16 protein-coding genes and 2 pseudogenes are annotated in these 22,252 nt (G+C 69.3%); 8 read left to right on the top strand and 10 right to left on the bottom strand.

Annotated features, from left to right (window positions below; genetic code table 11):
- Nucleotides 1-162 precede the first annotated feature (162 nt).
- The 3 genes from gatB to LOKHON_RS14165 all read left to right on the top strand — a co-directional run bounded on the left by gatB (nucleotide 163) and on the right by LOKHON_RS14165 (nucleotide 2,877).
- Nucleotides 163-1,686, top strand: a complete 1,524-nt coding sequence (gene gatB / locus LOKHON_RS14175) for an Asp-tRNA(Asn)/Glu-tRNA(Gln) amidotransferase subunit GatB (protein WP_017927340.1) — start codon at nucleotides 163-165, stop codon at nucleotides 1,684-1,686.
- Between the two features lie 21 nt (nucleotides 1,687-1,707).
- The gene (locus tag LOKHON_RS14170) at nucleotides 1,708-2,121 is read left to right on the top strand and encodes a DUF4177 domain-containing protein (protein WP_017927339.1); all 414 of its coding nucleotides are present in this window, start codon (nucleotides 1,708-1,710) and stop codon (nucleotides 2,119-2,121) included.
- Nucleotides 2,122-2,226: 105 nt separating this feature from the next.
- Nucleotides 2,227-2,877, top strand: a complete 651-nt coding sequence (locus tag LOKHON_RS14165) for a J domain-containing protein (protein WP_017927338.1) — start codon at nucleotides 2,227-2,229, stop codon at nucleotides 2,875-2,877.
- A gap of 96 nt (nucleotides 2,878-2,973) precedes the next feature.
- Here LOKHON_RS14165 and LOKHON_RS14160 read toward each other — a convergent pair whose 3' ends face one another.
- Nucleotides 2,974-3,666 (bottom strand): anti-sigma factor, encoded by a 693-nt coding sequence (locus LOKHON_RS14160; RefSeq protein WP_017927337.1) that lies wholly within the window; start codon nucleotides 3,664-3,666, stop codon nucleotides 2,974-2,976.
- Nucleotides 3,663-4,217 carry a sigma-70 family RNA polymerase sigma factor gene (locus LOKHON_RS14155; RefSeq protein WP_017927336.1) on the bottom strand — a complete coding sequence of 185 codons (555 nt, stop codon included), beginning with the start codon at nucleotides 4,215-4,217 and terminating at the stop codon, nucleotides 3,663-3,665. The genes LOKHON_RS14160 and LOKHON_RS14155 overlap by 4 nt, the downstream gene beginning before the upstream one ends.
- Nucleotides 4,218-4,393: 176 nt before the next feature.
- Between LOKHON_RS14155 and cobS the strand changes: the two genes are divergently transcribed.
- The 4 genes from cobS to LOKHON_RS14135 all read left to right on the top strand — a co-directional run bounded on the left by cobS (nucleotide 4,394) and on the right by LOKHON_RS14135 (nucleotide 9,543).
- Nucleotides 4,394-5,380, top strand: coding sequence for a cobaltochelatase subunit CobS (gene cobS, locus LOKHON_RS14150; RefSeq protein WP_017927335.1), 987 nt, complete (start codon nucleotides 4,394-4,396; stop codon nucleotides 5,378-5,380).
- Between the two features lie 100 nt (nucleotides 5,381-5,480).
- Nucleotides 5,481-7,352, top strand: a complete 1,872-nt coding sequence (gene cobT / locus LOKHON_RS14145; RefSeq protein WP_017927334.1) for a cobaltochelatase subunit CobT — start codon at nucleotides 5,481-5,483, stop codon at nucleotides 7,350-7,352.
- On the top strand, nucleotides 7,352-9,169 hold the full coding sequence (locus LOKHON_RS14140; RefSeq protein ID WP_017927333.1) for an aminopeptidase P family protein: 1,818 nt from the start codon (nucleotides 7,352-7,354) through the stop codon (nucleotides 9,167-9,169). Before cobT ends, LOKHON_RS14140 begins: the two co-directional genes overlap by 1 nt.
- 32 nt (nucleotides 9,170-9,201) lie before the next feature.
- Nucleotides 9,202-9,543, top strand: coding sequence for a DUF427 domain-containing protein (locus LOKHON_RS14135; protein ID WP_017927332.1), 342 nt, complete (start codon nucleotides 9,202-9,204; stop codon nucleotides 9,541-9,543).
- Between the two features lie 17 nt (nucleotides 9,544-9,560).
- Here the strand turns inward: LOKHON_RS14135 and LOKHON_RS14130 are convergent.
- A pseudogene (locus tag LOKHON_RS14130) lies at nucleotides 9,561-11,253 on the bottom strand (chloride channel protein).
- A 143-nt stretch (nucleotides 11,254-11,396) separates the two neighbouring features.
- Here LOKHON_RS14130 and LOKHON_RS14125 point away from each other — a divergent pair.
- A complete protein-coding gene (locus LOKHON_RS14125; RefSeq protein ID WP_017927330.1) occupies nucleotides 11,397-13,100 on the top strand; it encodes an alpha/beta fold hydrolase in 1,704 nt (567 codons plus the stop codon).
- Nucleotides 13,101-13,370: 270 nt separating this feature from the next.
- Here LOKHON_RS14125 and recN read toward each other — a convergent pair.
- The 7 genes and pseudogenes from recN to LOKHON_RS14090 all read right to left on the bottom strand — a co-directional run bounded on the left by recN (nucleotide 13,371) and on the right by LOKHON_RS14090 (nucleotide 22,251).
- Nucleotides 13,371-15,047: pseudogene (recN, locus tag LOKHON_RS14120) on the bottom strand (DNA repair protein RecN).
- Nucleotides 15,048-15,085: 38 nt separating this feature from the next.
- On the bottom strand, nucleotides 15,086-15,928 hold the full coding sequence (locus LOKHON_RS14115; protein ID WP_026147332.1) for an outer membrane protein assembly factor BamD: 843 nt from the start codon (nucleotides 15,926-15,928) through the stop codon (nucleotides 15,086-15,088).
- 158 nt (nucleotides 15,929-16,086) lie between these two features.
- Nucleotides 16,087-17,022, bottom strand: coding sequence for a UDP-3-O-acyl-N-acetylglucosamine deacetylase (gene lpxC / locus LOKHON_RS14110; RefSeq protein WP_017927327.1), 936 nt, complete (start codon nucleotides 17,020-17,022; stop codon nucleotides 16,087-16,089).
- A gap of 191 nt (nucleotides 17,023-17,213) precedes the next feature.
- On the bottom strand, nucleotides 17,214-18,935 hold the full coding sequence (ftsZ, locus tag LOKHON_RS14105; RefSeq protein ID WP_017927326.1) for a cell division protein FtsZ: 1,722 nt from the start codon (nucleotides 18,933-18,935) through the stop codon (nucleotides 17,214-17,216).
- Between the two features lie 176 nt (nucleotides 18,936-19,111).
- The gene (gene ftsA / locus LOKHON_RS14100) at nucleotides 19,112-20,440 is read right to left on the bottom strand and encodes a cell division protein FtsA (protein WP_017927325.1); all 1,329 of its coding nucleotides are present in this window, start codon (nucleotides 20,438-20,440) and stop codon (nucleotides 19,112-19,114) included.
- 21 nt (nucleotides 20,441-20,461) lie between these two features.
- Nucleotides 20,462-21,349 (bottom strand): cell division protein FtsQ/DivIB, encoded by an 888-nt coding sequence (locus tag LOKHON_RS14095; RefSeq protein ID WP_017927324.1) that lies wholly within the window; start codon nucleotides 21,347-21,349, stop codon nucleotides 20,462-20,464.
- Entirely contained in the window at nucleotides 21,337-22,251 is a 915-nt protein-coding gene (locus LOKHON_RS14090) for a D-alanine--D-alanine ligase (protein WP_017927323.1), read from the bottom strand. Before LOKHON_RS14090 ends, LOKHON_RS14095 begins: the two co-directional genes overlap by 13 nt.
- Between the last annotated feature and the right edge of the window lies 1 nt (nucleotide 22,252).

The following is a 22,252-nucleotide window of genomic DNA, read 5'->3' as shown; positions in this document are numbered from 1 at the left end:
CGAGTCCGCCGGACGCGATACCCCGGATTTGGGCGGGTTGCCGCGCAGTCATGCCGCGAGGATGCCGATCCCTGCCCCCGCTTCCCGACCCTTGAAGACCGGCCCGTTCGCGCCTAATCAGGCCGCGACAATATGCCGACAAACCTGCAAGGAGAGGCTCCCATGCTGGACCTGACATACGAGGCCCCCGCCCCCAAGGTGATCGCGGGCGCGCAGGGCGACTGGGAGCTGGTGATCGGCCTCGAGGTGCATGCGCAGGTCGCAACCCGCGCCAAGCTGTTCTCCGGCGCCTCGACCGAATTTGGCGCCGAGCCGAACTCCAACGTGTCTTTCATCGACGCGGGCATGCCCGGCATGCTGCCGGTGATCAACGAGGGCTGCGTGGCGCAGGCCGTGCGCACCGGTCTGGGCCTGAAGGCCGAAATCAACCTGCGCTCGGCCTTCGACCGCAAGAACTACTTCTACCCGGACCTGCCGCAGGGCTACCAGATCAGCCAGCTCTACCACCCGATCGTCGGCGAGGGCGAGGTGATCGTCGAGATGGGGGCGGGCGTGGCCCGCAAGGTCCGCATCGAGCGCATCCACCTCGAGCAGGACGCGGGCAAGTCGATCCACGACATGGACCCCAACATGTCCTTCGTCGATCTCAACCGCACCGGCGTGGCGCTGATGGAGATCGTCTCGCGCCCCGACATCCGCGGCCCCGAGGAGGCGGCGGCCTATGTCGGCAAGCTGCGCCAGATCCTGCGCTACCTCGGGACCTGCGATGGCAACATGCAGAACGGCAACCTGCGCGCCGACGTCAACGTCTCGGTCTGCCGTCCGGGCGATTACGAGAAGTATCAGGAGACGCAGGATTTCGACCATCTCGGCACGCGCTGCGAGATCAAGAACATGAACTCCATGCGCTTCATCCAGGCCGCGATCGATTTCGAGGCGCGGCGCCAGATCGCCATCCTCGAAGATGGCGGCGAGGTCGTCCAGGAAACCCGGCTTTACGACCCGGACAAGAACGAGACCCGCTCCATGCGCTCCAAGGAAGAGGCGCATGACTACCGCTACTTCCCCGATCCCGACCTGCTGCCGCTCGAGATCGAGCAGTCCTGGGTCGACGACATCGCCGCCCACCTGCCCGAGCTGCCCGACGCCAAGAAGGCGCGCTTCATGGCCGATATGGGCCTGTCGGATTACGACGCGGGCGTGCTGACGGCGGAACTCGCCAACGCCGTCTATTTCGAGGCGGTGGTGAACCATCTCGACAGCGCCAAGGATGGCAAGCTGGCCGCCAACTGGGTCATCAACGAGCTGTTCGGACGGCTCAAGAAGGACGATCTGGGCATCGAAGCGAGCCCGGTCAGCCCCGGCCAGCTCGGCGATATCGTGGCGCTCATCGCCAAGGGCGACATTTCGGGCAAGATCGCCAAGGACCTGTTCGAGATCGTCTATACCGAAGGCGGCGAGCCGGCGAAGATCGTCGAGGAACGCGGCATGAAGCAGGTCACCGATACCGGCGCCATCGAGGCGGCGGTCGACGAGATCATCGCCCAGAACCCCGCGCAGGTCGAAAAGGCCAAGCAGAACCCCAAGCTCGCGGGCTGGTTCGTCGGCCAGGTGATGAAATCCACCGGCGGCAAGGCCAACCCCGCCGCCGTCAACCAGATCGTCACCCAGAAGCTCGGGCTCTGAGCCCGGCCACAGGAGAGCGCCATGACCGCCTTTGAATACCGCGTCGTCCCCGCCCCAAGGCGCGGCCAGAAGGAACGCGGCCTCAAGACGCCCGAGGACCGCTACGCCCACGCGCTGCAAGGTACGATCAACGAGCTGGGCGCCAAGGGCTGGGAATACCTGCGCGCCGAAACCCTGCCGTGCGAAGAGCGGCACGGGCTGCGCGGGCGCAGCATCGTCCACCATTCGGTGCTGGTGTTCCGCCGCGCCACGGCGCAGGCGGCCCCCGCCACGCCCGTCGCCGCAGAACCCATGGCCACCCCGCAAGGCAAGCAGGGGCTGAGCGCCAGCCGCGACGAAATGCCCGCCGCCTCGCGCGCCGTGCCCAGCGCCCGAGAGGCGCAGGACATCCCCGATCGTCCCGCGCCGCAGGTCACCGCCAAAAGCGGCGACTGACCCCGGCGGGGCGGCGCCGAAGAGGCACAAAATGCCCTCCGCCCCTTCAATCTCCGGCGCTTTGGACTAAACTGCCGCGTCCGACTCGAAAGGATGAGGCAGAGCATGGCAAAGAACGACCCCTTCGGTTTCGATATGTCGGTATCGGCATCGAAGAAGAAAAACCCGCGCGGCAGACGCGGGATGTCCGGCGCCTTCGAGACCTCGACACGGGTCTGCGACCACCCCGGTTGCGAAGAGGCGGGCAAGTACCGCGCCCCGAAATCGCCCGACATCCTCGACGACTATTTCTGGTTCTGCAAAGACCACGTGCGCGAATACAATCTGAAGTGGAATTTCTTCGACGGCTCGACCGAAGCGGAATATGCCGAGCAGGTCGACACCGACCGGGTCTGGGGCCGCTCGACCAAGCCCTTTGGCAAGCGCAGCGAGGAACAGCGGGCATGGGCGCGCCTAGGCGTCGACGACCCGCACCAGGTGCTGGGCGAGAACGCCACCCGCAACCCCGGCCGCAACGCCGCCCAGCAGGGCGGTCATACCCGCCGTCTGCCCGCGACCGAACGCCGCGCACTCGAGGTGCTCGACGCCAAGGACAGCTGGTCCAAGGCCGAGATCCGCAAATCCTACAAGGCGCTGATCAAGGTGCTGCACCCCGACATGAACGGCGGCGATCGCAGCCAGGAGGAGCAGCTCTCCGAGGTGGTCTGGGCCTGGGACCAGATCAAGGACAGCAAGTCCTTCCGCGACAAGGACTGATCGCGCGAGAAGGCCCGGCGCCGCGCGTGGCGGCCGCCGGGGGGATTTGCGTATTTGGGGAATGGTGAAGGGAGGCGGCGCGCCCCCGGCAGCCGGTCAGAGGGTCGTGACCGGTCCCGCCGCCACCACCGGGCCGGTGGGCCCCGCCTCGGGCGAGCCGCCCGCCGGCTCGTCGGACACCGCGAGCACCGCCTGCGGCAAGAGCGGGCGCAGCTCTTCGGGCACGGTCAGGCGGCCCTCGCGGTCGTCGGGCAGCAGGCCGAGCGAAATCGGCGCCGCCTCGCCCGCGATCAGCCACAGCTCCAAGGACCGGCCCGGCGCCGCCTCGCCGCTGGGCCGCGAGACGCGCAGCGCGTCGGGCGCGGCCGGATCATAGGCCACCTGCACCACGAGACTGCGATCCTCGGCCGCGATCTCGGCCCGAAGCCCCGGCCCGGCGGGGTCGGGACGCAGCATGTCGAGATTGGTGACCACCGCGTAGCTCCCCGCCGCCAGCGCCGCCGCCCCCAGCGCGGGCCACAGCCCGAGCCGGCGCAACAGCCCCTCGCGCCGGGCGCCGAACAGGCGCCTGTCGATCGCGCGCCTGACCCGTGCGGGCGGTGTTTCGGGGGCGATGCCGTCCGCGATCGCGCTCAGCTCCTCGGTCCAGTCGGCATGAAGCGCGCGGTAGGCCGTGTCGCTTTCCAGCCGTTTTTCGGCCCGCGCCAGCTCATCGCCTTCCAGAAGCCCGAGCACGTGCTCGGCGGCCAGGGCGCTGTCGTCGTCATGGTGATCGCCGGCCCCGGTCATCGCGTCAGGCACTCCTTAAGCCGCATCAGGCTGCGCCGCAGCCATGTCCGCATGGTGTTGAGCGGCACGCCGAACCGCGTCGCCAGCTCGGCATAGCTTTCGCCTGCCAGATAGGCACCGCGCACCGCTTCCGCCCGGTCGGGGTCGAGCTCGGTCAGGCAACGCCCGATCCGGGCGTTCTCGGAGGCCGCGACGGCGCGCGCTTCGGGGCCGGGTGCGGAATCCGCCATCTCGGCCACCGCGTTCATGTCGCCGCCCGCGCGCCGCTCGGACTTGCGCCGCATCCGCAACCGGTCGATGGCATGGTTGCGGGCGATGGTGATGAGCCATGTCATCGGGCTCAGCCCGTTGACCTGATAACGCCCGGCATTGTGCCACACTTTCACGAACACCTCCTGCAGCGCGTCCTCCGCTTCTGCGCGGTTGTCCAAGACACGCAGGCAGATCCCGAAGAGTTTCGCCGAGGTCGCGTCGTAAAGCGCGCCGAAGGCCGCCCGGTCGCCCAGCGCGACCCGGCCGATCATCGTTTCGATCTCGGTCAGGCGCGACATGGTGATGCGGTGTCCTGTGGCATGGGCATGGCCGGACAATGACGCCCGCGCGCGAAAAGGCAAGCGGGCCCCGGCCGATGCCCGCGCCGCGTGGCCCTTGAACCCCGCCGCGCGATGCTCCATCACTTGGCGCGACCGCAAATGAGGGCTTCTCGCCCGCACGCGAAAGGATCACCATGGCCAACGCCCAGACCGACCTCAACGCCCGCCCGACCGAGGAAATCGACATCCGCGAGACCTTCGGCTTCGACAGCGCCATGAAGGTCAAGGGCTTTGCCGACCGCTCCGACCGGGTGCCCGACATCGACCCGACCTACAAGTTCGACCCCGACACCACCCGCGCCATTCTCGCGGGCTTCTCGGCCAATCGCCGGGTCATGGTGCAGGGCTATCACGGCACCGGCAAGTCGACCCATATCGAACAGGTCGCGGCCCGGCTCAACTGGCCCTGCGTGCGCGTCAACCTCGACAGCCACATCTCCCGCATCGACCTGATCGGCAAGGACGCGATCAAGCTGAAAGACGGCAAGCAGGTGACCGAGTTCGCCGAAGGCATCCTGCCCTGGGCGCTGCGCCACCCCTGCGCCATCGTGTTCGACGAATACGATGCGGGCCGGGCCGACGTGATGTTCGTGATCCAGAGGGTGCTGGAGACCGACGGCAAGCTCACCCTGATGGACCAGAACCAGGTGCTGACGCCGAACCCCTATTTCCGGCTCTTCGCCACCGCCAACACGGTGGGCCTGGGCGACACCACCGGGCTTTATCACGGCACCCAGCAGATCAACCAGGCGCAGATGGACCGCTGGTCGCTCGTCGCAACGCTGAACTATCTCAGCCATGACGCCGAGGCCGCGATCGTGCTGTCGAAGGCGCCGCATTACAACACCGCCGAGGGCCGCCAGCAGGTGAGCCAGATGGTCGCGGTGGCCGATCTCACCCGCACCGCCTTCATGAACGGCGACCTGTCGACGGTGATGAGCCCGCGCACGGTGATCAACTGGGCCCAGAACGCCGAGATCTTCCGCGACGTGGGCTATGCCTTCCGGCTGTCGTTCCTCAACAAGTGCGACGAGCTGGAGCGCCAGACCGTGGCCGAGTTCTACCAGCGCTGCTTCGACGAGGAGCTGCCCGAAAGCGCGGTGAGCACCGCCGGGCGCTGAGCCCATTGGACGTCGCGCGAAGGCCCGGATCGAAAGAGCCGGGCCTTTCGTTTTCCGGCATGCCCTTGCCGCCCCCTGCCGCCAGTGGGATACATTTCTTATGAGCCCCAACTCCGACAACCCCGCCGACCCGTTCAAGAAGGCCCTGACCGAGGCCACCCGCGTCATGGCCGATGACCGCGAGCTCAATGTCAGCTTCTCGGTCGATCCGCCGGGTCTCAGCCACGACAATGTGCGCCTGCCACAGGTCAGCCGCCGCATGACCCGCGAAGAGGTGCTGCTCGCGCGCGGCACCGCCGACGCGCTGGCGCTGCGGCACCGCTACCACGACGCGGGCGTCAACGCGCGCTACCAGCCGCAGGCAGGGATCGCCCGCGATCTTTACGACGCGATGGAGGGCGCGCGCATTGAAGCGGTGGGGGCGAAATACATGCCCGGCACCGCCAGCAACATCGACGCCAAGATCGGCGCCGAGGCCCGGCGCAAGGGGTATGACCAGATCCGCGACAAGGCCGACGCGCCGCTCTCCGTCGCCGCGGGCTACCTGATCCGTCACCTCGCCACCGGGCGCGACCTGCCGCAGGGGGCCGACAACGTTCTCGAGCTGTGGCGCGGCTTCATCGAGGAGATGGGCGGCGAACGGCTCGAGGAGCTGTCGCAGGCGCTGCACGACCAGAAGAGCTTTGCCCGCTTCGCGCGCGAACTGATCCGCGATCTGGGCTATGGCGACCAGCTCGGCGACGACCCGGACATGGAAGACCCCGACCAGGAGGACGAGGCCTCCGAGGAAGAGGACGACCAGGAGCCGGATTCGACCGGCGAGGACGACCAGGAGGACGAAGAGCAGGACAGCTCGCCCGAGCAGAGCCAGGACCAGCAACAGGACCAGAGCCAGGCGCAGGTCTCGATGGACGAGCAGGCCGAGGCCGAGGACGCCGAGGAGCAGGACATGCCCGAGGGCGAGGCGCCGCAAGACCCGCCCCCGCCCGCCGCCTCGGATGCCGATCCGAACTATCTCGTCTTCGACACCAAGCATGACGAGGAGATCGGGGCCGAGGAGCTGGCCGACCCGGCCGAGCTGGAGCGGCTGCGCGCCTATCTCGACCAGCAGCTCGACCCCCTGAAGGGCGCGGTCAGCCGCCTTGCCAACAAGCTGCAGCGCCGTCTGCAGGCGCAGCAGAACCGCTCGTGGGAGTTCGACCGCGAGGAAGGCATCCTCGATGCGGGCCGCCTCGCCCGCGTGGTGGCAAACCCGACCACGCCGCTGTCGTTCAAGGTCGAGAAGGACACCGAGTTCCGCGACACGGTCGTGACGCTGCTTCTGGACAATTCCGGCTCGATGCGCGGGCGGCCGATCTCGATCGCCGCGATCTGCGCCGACGTGCTGGCCCGCACGCTGGAGCGCTGCTCGGTCAAGGTCGAGATTCTCGGCTTTACCACGCGGGCGTGGAAGGGCGGGCAGAGCCGCGAGGATTGGCTCGCCGCCGGTCGCCCGGCGGGGCCCGGACGGCTCAACGACCTGCGTCACATCATCTACAAGCGGGCCGACGCGCCGTGGCGGCGCACCCGCGACAATCTCGGGCTGATGATGAAGGAAGGCCTGCTGAAGGAGAACATCGACGGCGAGGCGCTCGAATGGGCGCACCGCAGACTCATGGCGCGGCGCGAAGCACGCAAGGTGCTGATGGTGATTTCCGACGGTGCGCCGGTCGATGACAGCACGCTGTCGGTGAACCCGGCCAACTACCTCGAAAAACACCTGCGCGACGTGATCGCCATGGTCGAAAAGCGCCGCGCCGTCGAGCTTGCCGCGATCGGCATCGGCCATGACGTGACGCGCTATTACGACCGCGCGGTGACGATCACCGACGTGGATCAGCTGGCGGGCGCGATGACCGAGCAGCTCGCCTCACTTTTCGACGCCGATCCGCGCAAGCGGGCCCGCGTCCTCGGAATGAACAGGGTCGCCTGATGTACCAGAATTTCGTCTCCACCGCCTCCCCCGAACAGGGGCCGCCCCGGCTCGCCAAGCTGCGCGAAATCATGAAGGCCGAGAGCCTCGATGGCTGGATCGTGCCGCGCGGCGACACGTGGCGCGGCGAAAACGTGCGTGCTCGCGACGAGCGGCTGGCCTGGCTCACCGGGTTCACCGGCTCGGCGGGCTTCGCCGCGATCCTCGATCACAAGGCGGGCGTGTTCATCGACGGCCGCTACAAGATCCAGATCAAGTCCGAGGTCGCCTCCGACTTCACCCCCGTCGACTGGCCCGGCACCAAGCTGGCCGACTGGCTGATCGCCGAGCTGCCCGAAGGCGGCACGGTGGGCTATGACGCATGGCTGCACACGCCCGAAGAGATCCGCGAGCTGAAGGAAAAACTTCAGCCCAAGGGCATCGGGCTGAAGCCCTGCGACAATCTCGTCGACGCCATCTGGGAGGACCGCCCCGCCCCGCCGCCCGCGCCCTTCATCGTCTGGCCCGAGACCTATGCGGGCCGGACCCATGCCGAGAAGCGGGCCGAGATCGCGGCGCTGCTGCGCGAGGCGGGCCAGCGCTGCGCCGTCCTCACCCTGCCCGATTCCATCGCGTGGCTGCTCAACATCCGTGGCGACGACGTGCCCTCGACCCCGGTGCCGCTGAGCTTCGCGATCATCGACGACACCGGGCGCTGCGAGCTGTTCTGTCCGAAGGGCAAGGCCGATGATCTGCGTGATCACCTCGGCGCGGATGTCGACCTGCTCGAGATCGACGCCTTTCTCGGCGCGCTGGGCCAGCTGTCGGGGCCGGTGCGGATCGATCCCAAATCCGCCCCCTCGATCGTCGAGACGACGCTGCGCGACTGGGACATCCGGATCGCCGAGGCCGAAGACCCCTGCATCCTGCCCAAGGCGCGCAAGAACGACGCCGAGATCGCGGGCGCGCGGGCCGCGCATCTGCGCGATGCCACCGCCGTCTGCCGCTTTCTGCACTGGCTCGACGAAGAGGCCGAGATGCTGGCCGGGGATCCCGGCCACGGCCTGACCGAGATCGGCGTCGTCACCGCGCTCGAAGGGTTCCGCCGCGAGACCGGCGAGCTGCGCGGCATCAGTTTCGAGACCATCGCCGGCGCGGGCGAGCATGGCGCGATCACCCATTACCGCGTCACCGAGAACACCGACCGCGCGGTGCGCCCCGGTGAGCTGCTGCTCGTCGATTCGGGCGGACAGTATCTCGACGGTACCACCGACATCACCCGCACCATCGCCATCGGCACGCCGCCCGAAGACGCCGCCGAATGCTACACCCGCGTGCTGCAGGGGATGATCGCGCTGAGCCGCGCGCGTTTCCCGAAGGGGCTGGCGGGGCGCGATCTCGACGCGCTGGCGCGGTTCCCGCTCTGGACCGCCGGGCTCGATTACGACCATGGCACCGGCCACGGGGTCGGCGCCTACCTGTCGGTGCATGAAGGGCCGCAGCGGATCTCCAAGGGCTCCGAGACACGGATCGAGCCGGGCATGATCCTGTCGAACGAGCCGGGCTATTACCGCGAGGGGCATTTCGGCATCCGGATCGAGAACCTGATCGTCACCCGCGAGGCCCCGGCCCTGCCCGGCGCCGACGACCGCGAGATGTATGATTTCGAAACCCTGACCTACGTGCCGCTGGAGCGGCGACTGATCGTCGCGTCAATGCTCTCCGCGGTCGAGCGGGACTGGATCGATGCCTATCACGCGACTACACTCGACACGATTACCCCGCATCTCGACGGTGCGGCGCGAGATTGGCTGAAGGCCGCCTGCGCGCCGCTTTGATGGTGGGGTCCACTCACAGGGAGCAGAACTGAATGAGCGATCACATCACGATCCGCCCCGCCGAGGGCACCTGGGTGGTGCGCGCCGGCGGAGCGGTCCTGGGCGAGAGCAGCCGCGCGCTGGAGCTGGTCGAGGGCGATTACCCCCCGGTGATCTACTTCCCGCGCGAGGACATCGCGATGGCCTTTCTCGATGCGTCCAAGACCCGCTCGCACTGCCCTTGGAAGGGCGATGCGCACTACTACCACATCATCGCCAAGAGCGGCGCGATCGAGGACGCGGTCTGGTCCTACGAAGACCCCAAGGAAGGCATGGAGCAGATCAAGGGCTGTCTCGCCTTCTACAAGAACAAGGTCGCGGTCGAACAGGTCTGACCGCCTCTCATGGCGGCCTAGGAATGCTCCTCGGCCGCCATCCGCGTCAGCGCACGATTGAGCGCGCGCAGGCTGTCCACCTGGAACAGCGCTCCCCACAGCTCCGGCCCCGCATCGTCGCGGCCAAAGCGCACCACCGGGATGAAGCTCGATCCCGTCGCCTCGAAAAGTGGCATCGCCTCTTCCAGCGTCGCGCCCGACTGCAGGAACACCCCCTCCTTCATCATCTGCCGAAGCGCCTCTTCGGGGGGCCGCGCGCGGCGCGCCGATCGCGCGCATCACCGTCTCGACCCGGATCGTGCCCGACAGCCAGGCCTGCGGCCCGGCGGCGAGATGCACGCCGCGCCGGGCCAGCTGCGTCAAAAAGAAGGACCGCTGTACCAGCCGCGACGCCACCGCCGAGGCGAGCGAGACCGCCACCATCACCGCGAGCCCGGTCTGCCAGTCCCCGGTCAGCTCGAACACGATCAGCGTGGTCGAGATCGGCGCGCCCAGCACGGCGGCCGCCACCGCCCCCATGCCCGCCAGCGCATAAAGCGTGCCCTCGCCCGAAAACTCCGGCGCGATGCCGGTGGCGACCGTGCCGAAGGCGAGTCCGGTCAGAGCGCCGACCATCAGCGAGGGCGAAAAGACGCCGCCGCCCATCCGGCCCGCCATGGTGATCGCCACCGCCGCCACCTTGACCACCACGAAGATCACCGCGAGATCGAAGGCGAGGCTGCCCTGAAGCGCCGCCGAGGTGGTCTCGTATCCCACGCCGATGATGTGCGGAAAGAAGATTGCGATCACGCCGAGGATCAGCCCCGTGGCGGTGGGCCTGAGCCAGCGCGGCCCACCGAACCGCGCCTGCATCCGATTGGCCAGGTCGTCGGTCCAGAAGATCGCGCGCATCAGCACCACCGCCACGACACCGCACAAAAGGCCCAGCAGCACGAAGGCGGGCAGCTCGACATAGAAAGCCAGGGCGTTCTTGTCGGGCAGGGTGAACTCGGTCACGTCGCCCCAGACCAGCCGGCCCAGCACCGTGCCCGCCACGCTGGCGATGGCGATGGGGGCAAACGCATGCACCGCGAAATGCCGCAGCACCACCTCCAGCGCGAAGAGCGCGCCCGCGATCGGCGCGTTGAAGCTGGCCGACACGGCGGCGGCGACGGCGCAGCCCAGAAGATCGCGACCGGTGATGCCGTCGGCGCGAATCCAGCTCGACACATAGGTGGCGAAGACCGAGGCGAGATGCACCACCGGCCCCTCGCGCCCCGTGGAGCCGCCGGTCGACAGGGTGATCATCGAGGCCAGCGCCGAGACCAGCCCGCGCTTGCGCTCCACCCGGCCCTCGCGCAGCGCCGCGCCCTCGATCACCTCGGCCACGGAGCGCACGCGCGCATCCTCGGTGAACCGGTCGAGCAGCAGCCCGACCACGAGCCCGCCCGCCACCGGCAGGCCCAGCAGCCAGTACCACGGCAGCGAGGCCGCGAAGCTGTGCAGCATCGCCACGTCGTCGGTGCCATAGAGCATGGCCTGCAACAGCTCGATCCCGGCACGAAAGCCGATCGCCGCGATCCCCGCCGCGCTGCCCAGCGCCAGCGCGATGAACCAGAACTGGACCTGGCTCGGCCCATGGCTGCGGATCAGGGCCCAACCTTCGCGCCACGCGGCCCGGACCCGGCCATGCCAGGGGGTCTTGGCCTGCTGCTGTTCGGTGCCGCTCATCGCTCCTGTCGTGCTCCATCCCCGCCTGCATTCGTTCTAGGGAAGAATCCTGCCCGGTTGAAGCCATGCGGACGGGCGCGGTGCCTCGCCATGCGGGACGCGGGCGGGTACAATCGAGGCGAGACCAAGGGCGGAGGCACGGCATGGCCGATCACGTGCGACATGTCCCGACCGCCGCGCCGCCACCGGCCGAGGTCGAGGCGCTGATCGACCTGCTGTATGACGCGGCGGTGGAGCCGGACCGGCTCGGTGCGCTGATCGATCGGTGGGAGCCGGTGATGGCGCCGCTGCGCCGCGCGGTGCACGCCGGCGACAGGCGGGGGCTGCACCCCTTCGACCGGCACGTGGTGCGGCTCAGGCGGCTGCTCGACGGCGCGGCCCGACCGGTCGCGCCCGCCGCGTTGGCCGGAATCGAGCGCGCCGCCGCCTTCGTGATCGGGCCGGACCTCATCGTGACGGCTGTCAACGCTGCCGCCACCCGCAGCCTGGGGCTGACGCCGGGGGACGGCCTAGAGCGGCTGCGCTTTGGCCCGGCGGAGAGCGCGGCCCTCGTGGCGCGGGCGCGGGCCATGTTCGACGCCGGCACGGCCCCGACCGTCACGCTGCACGGCAGGACACGCGACGGGACGCGGGCGCTTTTGCTGTCGCTGCGGCTTTTGTCCGGCGGCCCGGCGCCGCAGATCGTGGTGATCACGTCCGAAACAGGTTGGCCCGTCGCCCTGCCGGAGATGCTGCGCGCGGCGTTCGGGCTGACGCCGGCGGAGATCGGGGTGCTGCGCGAGCTGGCGCGCGGCGCGGCCTTGCCGGCGATCGCCAGCAGCCGCGGACGCAGCCTCGACACGGTGCGCGCGCAGCTCAAATCGATCATGGGCAAGACCGACACCCGCAGCCAGCCCGAGCTTGTCCGGCTCGTGCTGTCGATGTTCGACATGGTCCCGGCGGACCCGGCGACGCCCGCCCCCGCGCCGCCCGCGCCTGACGTCGTTCTGCGGCGGATGCGGCTGCCCGACGGGCGGCGGCTCGATTATCACCTGCTCGGCGCCCCGACGGGCCGCCCCTGCCTGTTCCTGCCGCCGCTCTACGGCCCGGCCCGCTGGCCCGCCGCGGTCGAGGCGGCGGCAAGCCACAAGGGCCTGTGCGTCATCGTGCCGCTTCGGCCCGGTCAGGGCGGCACGGCGCCGCCGCCGCCCTATGCCGACCCGGTGCGCCAGTTCATCCACGATGTCGCGGCGCTGCTCGATCATCTCGTGCGCGACCCGGTGCCGGTGCTCAGCCTCGGGGGAGAGAGCCTCGTCGCCATGGGACTGCACCGGGCGCATCCGCGCCGGGTCAGCGCGCTGGTCGCCTGCGCCGGGACGCTGCCGGTCACCCGGCCCGAGCAGATCGAGCGGATGCACAAATGGCACCGCGCCATGCTCGGCGCGGCGCGCTACACGCCGCAATTGCTGCCGGTTCTGATCGAGGCGGGGATGGCGCGGCTGAACGGCAGCGACGGTGCGCGGCTCTTGCGCGAGGTCTATGCCGACAGCCCGGCGGATCTCGCGCTGCTCGAAGACCCGGAGATCAGGGGGCTGTTGCTGGCCCGGCAGGCCAGCACGACGGCGGGGCTGTCGCAGGAACTGACCCGCCGGTCGGTGATGGATTGGCGGCCCTCGCTCGCGGCGCTGCGCAGCATCCCGGCGCATTTTCTCTCCGGGACGCAGGATCCACAGATGCCGCCCGCAACCCTCGACGAGCATCAGCGCGATCATCCATGGATCAAGCTGCGCCGTTATCCCGATGCCGGGCAGCTGCTGTTTTACGACAAGTGGCGGGATGCGCTGGACTTTCTCGACCTATACGCATGATTGCACTTTGCCGTGACCGCATACCTCAAATGAGGTATGACGTGACAATGCCCGTTGCGGTAGTGTGAGTTATTGTCCAGAGATATTCACCGCATCACGACGCGGTATGGATCTTGGGCCGATGGCGGAGGTGAGTGGCCGCCGGAGGCATGATACATTTGACGACCCGACCGGCCGGGCAATGCCGAACTGCGGCGGTGCGTTGCCTTGGAAGTTCCAGGGTCTCGCATCGCCCTTTTCTTTTGCGGGTTCGACCGACGCCGCGCTGTCTCAGGCCGCGTCGGCACCCTCGAGCAGCACGCGCGCCGCGCCGCGCGCGGCCTCTGTGACGGTGTCACCCGCCAGCATGCGCGCGATCTCGTCGATCCGGTCGGACGCCCCGAGCGGCACCACGCGCGAGGTCGTGACCTCGCCCGAAGGCCCGGCGCTCACCGATTTCTCGACCCGCCAGTGATGCGCCCCGAGTGCCGCGACCTGCGGCGAATGGGTCACCACGAGCACCTGCGCGCCCGAGGCGAGGCGCGACAGGCGCCGCCCCACCGCGTTCGCCGTGGCGCCGCCGAGGCCGCGGTCGATCTCGTCGAAGATCAGCGTCTTGCCGGCATTGTCGCCGGTCAGGCAGACCTTGAGCGCGAGCAGAAAGCGCGACAGCTCGCCCCCCGAGGCGATCCGCGACAGCGGCCCCGAGGGCGCGCCGGGGTTGGTGGCCACGCGAAAGCATGACCTCGTCGCGCCCCTCGGGGCCGGGATCGGCGGGGGCGAGCGCCACCTCGAACACTGCGCGGTCGAGCTTGAGCGGCGCCAGCTCGGCGGCCATCGCGGTCGAGAGCCGCCCCTCCCGCCTCGGCGCGCAGCGCGCTCAGCGTTTCGGCCGCCGCGTCATAGGCGGCATCCGCCTGCCGCACCGCCGCCTCGAGATCGGCCATGTCGCCCTCTGAGGCATCGAGCGCCCGCAGCCGAAGCCGCAGCCGATCGGCGAACTCGGCCAGCTCGTCGACCATCACGTCGTGCTTGCGCGCGAGACCGCGCAGGGCAAAGAGCCGCTCTTCCGCCGCTTCGAGCGCACGGGGGTCGACCTCCATGGCGTCGAGCGCATCGCGCACACCGCCTTCGGCTTCGCCCAGCGCGTCGAGCGCGCGGGTCAGCGCCTCCATCACCGGATCGAGCCGGCCTTCCGCCGCCTCGACCGCGCCGTCGAGCCAGCGCATGGCATCGGCGACGAGCCCCTCGGCCCCCTCCCCCCGAGATCACCTGATGCGCCCGCGCGATGTCGCCGCGCACCCGCTCGGCGCCCTGCATCCGGCGCCGGGTCGCGTCGAGCTCGGCCTCCTCGCCGGGCTGCGGGTCGAGCCCGTCGAGCTCGGCCACCGCATGGCGCAGGTAGTCCTCCTCCGCCCGAAGCGCCGCGATCTGCTCCTGCGCCACGCCAAGCGCCTTGCGCGCCTCGCGGCGCGCGGCCCACGCGGCGCGGGTCCGGGCGATGGCCGGGCCCGCCTGCGCGAACTCGTCGAGCATCAGCCGGTGACCGCGCGGATCGAGCAGGCCGCGATCGTCATGCTGGCCATGCAGCTCGAGAAGCTCGTCGGACAGCGCGCGCAGCACCTCACCCGAGACGCGGCGATCGTTGACCCAAGCTGTCTTGCGTCCGCTTTCGGTGTTGACGCGGCGCAGGATCAGCTCGGCCTCCGCCTCGATCCCGGCCTCGGCCAGCACCCGGCGGGCCGGATGATCCGGCGCCAGCTCGAACACCGCCGTCACCTCGCCCTGGCGCGCGCCCGCGCGCACCAGCTCGGCCCGGCCGCGCCAGCCCAGCACGAAGCCCAGCGAATCGAGCAGGATCGACTTGCCCGCCCCGGTTTCGCCGGTCAGCACGTTGAGACCGGGCTGGAAGTCCAACTCCAGCCTGTCGATGATCAGCATGTCCCGGATGTCGAGCGCGCGCAGCATAGGTCTATCCCCCGGAGCGGAACGTCAGCGCGACCACATCAGATCCACTCGCCGCGCACCAGCTGGCGATAGATCGCGGCCAGCCAGTTGTCGCCCGCGGCGGCCAGCTCCAGCCCGCGCCCGGTCAGCAGCTTGTAGCTGTCCTCGTACCAATCCGTGCCGCGGTAGTTGTAGCCCAGGATCGCGCCAGCGGTTTGCGCCTCGTCGACGAGGCCGAGCGAGAGATAGGATTCGACCAGCCGGTGCAGCGCCTCGGCGGTGTGGGTCGTGGTCTGGAATTCCTCGACAACGACGCGGAAGCGCCGGGCGGCGGCGGCGTAATGGCCGCGCTTGAGGTAATAGCGCCCGATCTCCATTTCCTTGCCCGCGAGGTGGTCGAAGGCGAGGTCGAATTTCAGCTTGGCCTCGGCGGCATAGCTGCTGTCGGGATATTGCTCGATCACGGCGCGCAGCGATTGCAGCGCCTGAAAGGTGAGCCCCTGATCGCGACCGATGTCGTCGATCTGGTCGTAATAGCTCAGCGCCAGCAGGTACTGCGCATAGGCCGCATCCTGATCGGCGGGGTAGAAATCGAGATAGCGCTGCGCGCTGGCGCGGCTTTCGTCATAGGCGCGGCCCTTGTGATGGGCGAAGGCCTGCATGATCAGGCCGCGCTTGGCCCATTCGGAATAGGGGTAAAGACGTTCGATTTCGCCGAAATAGAAGGCCGCGTCCTCGGCGTTGCCACCATCGAGGCTGGTCTCGCCCTGATCGTAGATCTGCGCGGCGCTCAGCTCTTCGAGCGCGGCGGGCGCCAGACGGTTGCTGGTGGCCCCGCAGGCCCCGAGAAGCCCCAGGGCCAGTATCAGGCCCAAGCTGACCCGTGTTCCGCTGCCTGCCATCCGCGCGTCCTGCATCCTGTCGGTCATCTGCCCATCCCGGGGTCAACGCCCCGTTCACGCCCCGCACCGGGGCCGCTCGGGCTTCGGTCTAGCATGAAAAAATCGGGGGCAAAACGGCTTTTCCCGGAGCCTTCGCCGGGCCGGCTACGCGGCGGGGGTCAGGCGACGGCGGCAAGATCCGCGGGCTTCAGGCGCCCGCCGGGCAGGCGCGCGGCGAGCGCCGCGTCGCACTCCACGATGCGCCACGCGTCGGGCTGCGCGAACAGCGCGCGCAGCAGGTGGTTGGTCATTGCATGACCCGCGCGCCGCCCCTCGTAGACGCCGAGAATCGGCAGGCCCGCGGTGGTGAGGTCGCCAAGCGCGTCGAGCATCTTGTGGCGCACCGCCTCATCGGCATGGCGCAGTCCGCCCGGGCTCAGCACCCGGTCGCCGTCGATCACCACCGCGTTCTCGTAGGTGCCGCCCAGGGCAAGACCCTGGCTCTGCATCGCCTCCACGTCGGACAGGCGGCAGAAGGTGCGGCTGTCGCACAGCTCGCGCAGGAAGGCGCCGTTGGCCATGTCGAGCACGCGGTGCTGGCGCCCGATCGCCGGATCGGGGAAGTCGATCCCGAAATCGATGCGCAGACCGCGCGGCTCGCCCTCCTGCTGCGGACGCAGCCGCGCCACGGCCCCATTCTGCGCCACCTCGACCGGGGCCAGCACCTCGATCGCGCGCAGAGGCGCATCGAGCCGCCGCAGCCCGACGCCGAGAATGGCCCGTGCGAAACCCGCGGCGCTGCCATCGAGGATCGGCACCTCCGGCCCGTCGATCTCGACCAGAACATTGTGAACGCCACAGCCCGCCAGAGCGGCCATCAGGTGTTCGATGGTCGAGACCGTGACACCGGCGGCATTGACGATGCGGGTGTTGAGCGGCGAGATCTGCACGAGATCCCAGCGGGCAGGCACGCGGGCGTCGATGCCGACCACGTCGGTGCGGCGGAAAACGATGCCGTGTCCGGCCGACGCCGGGCGCAGGGTCAGCCGGACCGGCCGCCCCGTATGAAGCCCGATGCCGCTGAAGCCGACTTTTGTGAACACGGTTGTCTGCACGTCTCTTCGCCCGAATGCGTTATGAATTTGTTACCCAGTGACCTAGGAGCTTGGCCGCCGGGTCACAATTCACTCTTTGCGACAGCGTGAAACATGTGGCCCCGGACACGCATCGGCGGTGAATTGGCTTTGAAAAACAAAGGGCCACCCGAAGGGCGGCCCTTTTCGCACAGCTGTTGTGCGGGGATCGATCAGTTGGCCTGACGCCGCAGGAAGGCGGGGATCTCGATGCGCTCCTGCTCGGGATCGGTCTCGCCGTCATCGGACCAGTTGGGCGCCTGACGCGGGCCGCTGGGCTGCTGCGGCTGCGGACGCTGGGCCTGCGGTTGCTGGCGCGGCTGCGCCGCCGGGCTGGCCGGCTGTTCGCCCTGACCGGTCATCCGGTTGATGAGCGAATTGATGCCGAAGCGCGGCTGCTGGCGGTCGGCTTCGGCGCCACGGGTCGGTGCGGCGGGGCTGCGCGGCTCGGCGCGCGGCATCTCGGCGCGCTCGGGCTGCTGCTGGCGCGGCTGGTTCTGGGCCGCGGCGCGCAGGCGTGCCATCTGCTCGGGCGACCGTTCGCCACCGGCGCGCGGCGCGGGCGCCACGAAGCTTTCGGGCGCGGATTCGGCCTGCGGCGCCTCGCGGCGCGGCTCGTAGGCGGGCGGCGGCAGGTCGTCGTCCTGCTGCGGCTGGAACCGCTGCTGCGGCTCTTCGCGCGGGGCGGTGCGGCGGGTGTCGAAACCGCCCGCGAAGTCGTCCTCATAGGCGGGCTGCTCGGGCTCGGGACGGGCCTGCGGCGCCTCGCGACGCGGGGCGGCCGGGGCCTGGGCGCGGGCAGGCTGCTGCTGGGGCGCCTCGCGGCGCGGCGGCACCGGGGCGGCGGGCGCCTCGTCCTCGGCCGAGACGCGCTCGCGCAGCGGCTCGCTCATCTTGCGGCGCGGCACTGGGGTGTCCTCGATCTTGGCGACCGCGTCGATGCCGGTGGCGACGACGGAGACGCGCATCCGGCCTTCCATGCCGGTGTCGAGCGTCGAGCCGACGATGATGTTGGCTTCGGGATCGACCTTCTCGCGGATCTTGTTCGCGGCTTCGTCGAGCTCGAACAGCGTCAGGTCGTAGCCGCCGGTGATGTTGATCAGCACGCCCTTGGCGCCCTCGAGGCTGATCTCGTCGAGCAGCGGGTTCGCTATCGCCTTCTCGGCGGCCTGCACGGCGCGATCCTCGCCATCGGCTTCGCCGGTGCCCATCATCGCCTTGCCCATCTCGTCCATCACCGCGCGCACGTCGGCGAAGTCGAGGTTGATCAGGCCGGGGCGCACCATCAGGTCGGTCACGCCCTTCACGCCCTGATAGAGCACGTCGTCGGCGAGCGCGAAGGCTTCGGTGAAGGTGGTGTTCTCGTTGGCGAGGCGGAACAGGTTCTGGTTCGGGATGATGATGAGGGTGTCGACCACCTTCTGCAGCGCCTCGACGCCGGCCTCGGCCTGCTTCATGCGCTTGCCGCCCTCGAACTGGAACGGCTTGGTGACGACGCCGACGGTCAGCACGCCGAGTTCACGGGCCGCCTGGGCGATGATCGGCGCGGCGCCGGTGCCGGTGCCGCCGCCCATGCCGGCGGTGATGAAGCACATATGCGCGCCAGCGAGGTGATCGACGATCTCCTCGATCGATTCCTCGGCCGCGGCGGCACCGACGGTGGCGCGGGCGCCAGCGCCCAGGCCTTCGGTGACCTTCACGCCCATCTGGATCTTGGCCTGCGCGCGCGACTGCTGCAGCGCCTGCGCATCGGTGTTGGCAACCACGAACTCGACTCCGTCGAGTTCCTTCTCGATCATGTTGTTGACCGCGTTGCCACCAGCGCCGCCCACGCCGAAGACGGTGATCCGGGGCTTGAGATCTTCCTGCCCCGGCAGAGAGAGGTTGAGTGCCATCGCTGTCTGCCTGTCCTGAATCTGGCCCGTCCCGCCGGGCGTATTTGCCATTATCTGGCCAAACTATCCGCGCGCGTCCGCATCGTCACGGGGAAACTCGGGCGTTCGTACTTATTTTCGCCGGATTCGCACTGGAAAATCGCCCGCCGACGTCGCGGTAAGCGATATCTTGCGTATCACCAGTTGTCCTTGAACCACTTGAAGGCCCGCTTGAACGACCGGGCCGGATACTTCTCTGCCGGGACATCGAAATCCCACCATTCATCCTGCGGGTGTGCCGCGAACAGACACAATCCCACCGACCCGGCAAAAGCCGGCCCCGTGGCCGCCTGCGGCAGCCCCTGCACCCGGAGCGGGCGGCCCAGACGCACCTGTTGGCCGAGAATCCGCGTCGCCAGCCCGTCGAGGCCGGGGATCTGGCTGCCGCCGCCGGTGAGCACGATCTGCTGGGATGGCAGATGCTCGAACCCCGCCGCGTCGAGCCGCTGGCGCACCTCCTCGAGGATCTCCTCGACCCGCGGGCGCATGATGCCGATCAGCTCGGCCCGGCTGACGGTGCGGCGGTCGTGCTCCCAGTCGCCGGTGTCGCCGCCGATCTCGATCATCTCGCGGTCGTCCATGCCGGTGGCGACGACGCCGCCATAGAAGGTCTTGATCCGCTCGGCCGTGGCCATCGGCACCTGCAGCCCCATCGAGATGTCCGAGGTGACGTGATCGCCGCCCATGCGGACGCTGTCGGCATAGATCATGTGCTTGCGGATGAAGACCGAGATGCCGGTCGAGCCGCCGCCCATGTCGATGCAGGCCGCGCCCAGCTCCTGCTCGTCCTCCACCAACGACGAGACGCCCGACACATAGGCCGACGACGCCAGCCCCGCGACCTCGAGATCGCAGCGCTTGATGCAATAGAGCAGGTTCTCGATCGCGGTGGCATCGACGGTGAGCAGGTGCATGTCGGTGGTCAGCCGCTGGCCGATCTGGCCGCGCGGATCGGCGAGACCGGAACGGTGATCGAGCGCGAAGTTCACCGGTTGGGCGTGCAGCACCTCGCGGCCATCGCCGTAATCGGGCATCTCGCAGGCCGCGAGCACGCGGCCGATATCGCCGCCCGTGACCTGCCCCGCCTCGACCTCGACCTCGCCGTCGAGCCCGTAGCTGCGCGGGCGCGCGCCCGATAGCGTGGCGATCACGTGGTCGACCCGGACGCCGGCCATCTTCTGCGCCGCCTGCACCGCGGTGCGGATCGCGCGCTCGGTCTCGGCCATGGCCGCGACCTCGCCGAAGGAGACCCCGCGCGAGCGGGTGGTGGCGGCGCCGATGATGCGGAAATTGGACTGCCCGGCCATCGAGCCCACGCCTTCGAGCGCGGGCGCGTCGCCGTCGAAGCGCAGCACCAGGCAGGCGATCTTCGAGGTGCCGACATCGAGAATGGCGATCACGCCACGCTGCATCGCCGCCTTGCGCATGTGGCGCATCGCCCGCTGGGTCTGGTAGAGCTGCCCCATTTTCCGTCCCGCTCCCGTTTTTTAGTTGTTGTCGCTGACACGGCGAAGCCGCACCAGTGCCTGCTCGGTCAGCCTTATGGTCGGCCGATCCTCGTTCCTGATGTCCACCGCCGCGATGTCGCGCGCCAGCATGTCCTCGGCCCCGTCGAGCGCCATCACCCGTTCAAGCGCCGGCACCGGGTTCGCGGCGGGCAAGAGGATGCGCTGGTCGCGGTCGAGCACCAGATCCCAGCGCCGTTCGCCCATCCGCACCAGCCCGCGCACCCGATCGGCCACCGGCGCGGCGGCGGCGAACAACGCCAGCGCCTCGTCGATCTTCTCGCGCGCGCCGTCGCCCGCGATCAGCGGCAGGTCGGCGCGGTCGGAACGCTGCCCGATCATGCCGGTCATCACCCCCTTGGCATCGACTAGCCGCAGCCCGTCGACATAACGCCAGACCGCCACCGGCACGCGCTGCGTCACCGCGATCTCCAGCGTGCCGCCGGGCTGCACCCGCACGGTGGCGTCGGCCACCGCCGTCAGCTCGCGGATCCGGGTGCGGATCTCGGGCAGGTCCAGATCGAAGGAGGAGATCGGCATGGTTTCGGGCAGGAACGACTTGATCGCGGCGGCGAGCGCGGGCTCGGCGCCGTCGATCTCGACCGCGCCGACCATGAATTCGGGGCGCTGCTGGATCGTCGCCTTGATGCGGTCCAGCTGCGCGGCAAAGGCGGCGCGGTTGTCGGCCTGCCCGAACCAGATCCCGCCGACCAGCGCCACGCCCAGCACCGGCAACCCGAACCGCATGCCGATCCTGAAGGCGGGCGTGAGCATCAGCCGCTGGTAGCGGTAGCCCCAGCGCGTCGGCGCGGGATCGCGGCGCATGCCGTATTGCGGCTCGCGCCGCAAAAGCGATTTCAGCGATCGCATGACGCGTCCTCCACCAGCCAGCCGCACAGCTCGGGAAAGGAAATCCCGACCGAGGCCGCCTGCTCGGGCGCGAGCGAGGTCGGGGTCATGCCCGGCTGGGTGTTGGTTTCGAGCAGCACCAGACCGCCGAGCCCCTTGGCCTCGTCCCAGCGAAAATCGGTGCGGGTCAGGCCGCGGCAGCCCAGCACGCGATGGGCGCGCAGCGCGTAATCTAGGCAGGCCTCGAAGATCTCCTGCGGAATATCGGCCGGCACCACGTGACGCGAGCCGCCGGTCTTGTACTTGGCGTCGTAGTCGTACCAGCCGCTCGTGACGATGTCGGTCACGGTAAGCGCGCGGTCGCCCAGCACCGTGGTGGTCAGCTCGCGCCCCGGCAGGTAGGCTTCGACCATCACCGTCTCGGGCATGTCCTCCGCCAGCTGCGGCGGCGCCTCCGCGCCCTCTGGCACGATATAGACGCCGACGCTCGACCCTTCGTTGTAGGGCTTCACCACATAGGGCGGCGGCATGACGTGACCGGCCATGACCTCGGCCTTCGTGGCGAGACGGCTGTCGGCCACAGGCAGCGCTTCGGCGCGAAACACCGCCTTGGTCGCCTCCTTGTCCATCGCGAGAGCCGAGGCGAGCACGCCCGAATGGGTGTAGGGGATGCGCAGCCATTCCAGCAGGCCTTGGATGCAACCATCCTCGCCGCGGGGGCCGTGCAGGGCGTTGAAGACCACGTCGGGGGCGTGCGTGCGCAGTCGGTCGATCAGGTCGGGGCCGGCATCGACCTCGATCGCCTCAAATCCCGCCTGCCGCAAGGCCGCCGCGCATTCGCGCCCCGTGGAGAGCGAGACCTCGCGCTCGGCCGAGGGTCCGCCCATCACCACGACAACCTTGGGATGTGTCCCGCTCGACATT

Origin of the sequence: Limimaricola hongkongensis DSM 17492 (genome assembly GCF_000600975.2) — a bacterium.
In the GTDB taxonomy this organism is placed as follows: Bacteria; Pseudomonadota; Alphaproteobacteria; order Rhodobacterales; family Rhodobacteraceae; genus Limimaricola; species Limimaricola hongkongensis.
This window is presented reverse-complemented; position numbering and strand designations above follow the sequence as displayed.

Coding starts and splice junctions, on each gene's coding strand:
- gatB (WP_017927340.1), top strand. CDS start 163: ATGCTGGACCTGACATACGAGGCCCCCGCCCCCAAGGTGATCGCGGGC.
- LOKHON_RS14170 (WP_017927339.1), top strand. CDS start 1,708: ATGACCGCCTTTGAATACCGCGTCGTCCCCGCCCCAAGGCGCGGCCAG.
- LOKHON_RS14165 (WP_017927338.1), top strand. CDS start 2,227: ATGGCAAAGAACGACCCCTTCGGTTTCGATATGTCGGTATCGGCATCG.
- LOKHON_RS14160 (WP_017927337.1), bottom strand. CDS start 3,666: ATGACCGGGGCCGGCGATCACCATGACGACGACAGCGCCCTGGCCGCC.
- LOKHON_RS14155 (WP_017927336.1), bottom strand. CDS start 4,217: ATGTCGCGCCTGACCGAGATCGAAACGATGATCGGCCGGGTCGCGCTG.
- cobS (WP_017927335.1), top strand. CDS start 4,394: ATGGCCAACGCCCAGACCGACCTCAACGCCCGCCCGACCGAGGAAATC.
- cobT (WP_017927334.1), top strand. CDS start 5,481: ATGAGCCCCAACTCCGACAACCCCGCCGACCCGTTCAAGAAGGCCCTG.
- LOKHON_RS14140 (WP_017927333.1), top strand. CDS start 7,352: ATGTACCAGAATTTCGTCTCCACCGCCTCCCCCGAACAGGGGCCGCCC.
- LOKHON_RS14135 (WP_017927332.1), top strand. CDS start 9,202: ATGAGCGATCACATCACGATCCGCCCCGCCGAGGGCACCTGGGTGGTG.
- LOKHON_RS14125 (WP_017927330.1), top strand. CDS start 11,397: ATGGCCGATCACGTGCGACATGTCCCGACCGCCGCGCCGCCACCGGCC.
- LOKHON_RS14115 (WP_026147332.1), bottom strand. CDS start 15,928: ATGGCAGGCAGCGGAACACGGGTCAGCTTGGGCCTGATACTGGCCCTG.
- ftsZ (WP_017927326.1), bottom strand. CDS start 18,935: ATGGCACTCAACCTCTCTCTGCCGGGGCAGGAAGATCTCAAGCCCCGG.
- ftsA (WP_017927325.1), bottom strand. CDS start 20,440: ATGGGGCAGCTCTACCAGACCCAGCGGGCGATGCGCCACATGCGCAAG.
- LOKHON_RS14095 (WP_017927324.1), bottom strand. CDS start 21,349: ATGCGATCGCTGAAATCGCTTTTGCGGCGCGAGCCGCAATACGGCATG.
- LOKHON_RS14090 (WP_017927323.1), bottom strand. CDS start 22,251: ATGTCGAGCGGGACACATCCCAAGGTTGTCGTGGTGATGGGCGGACCC.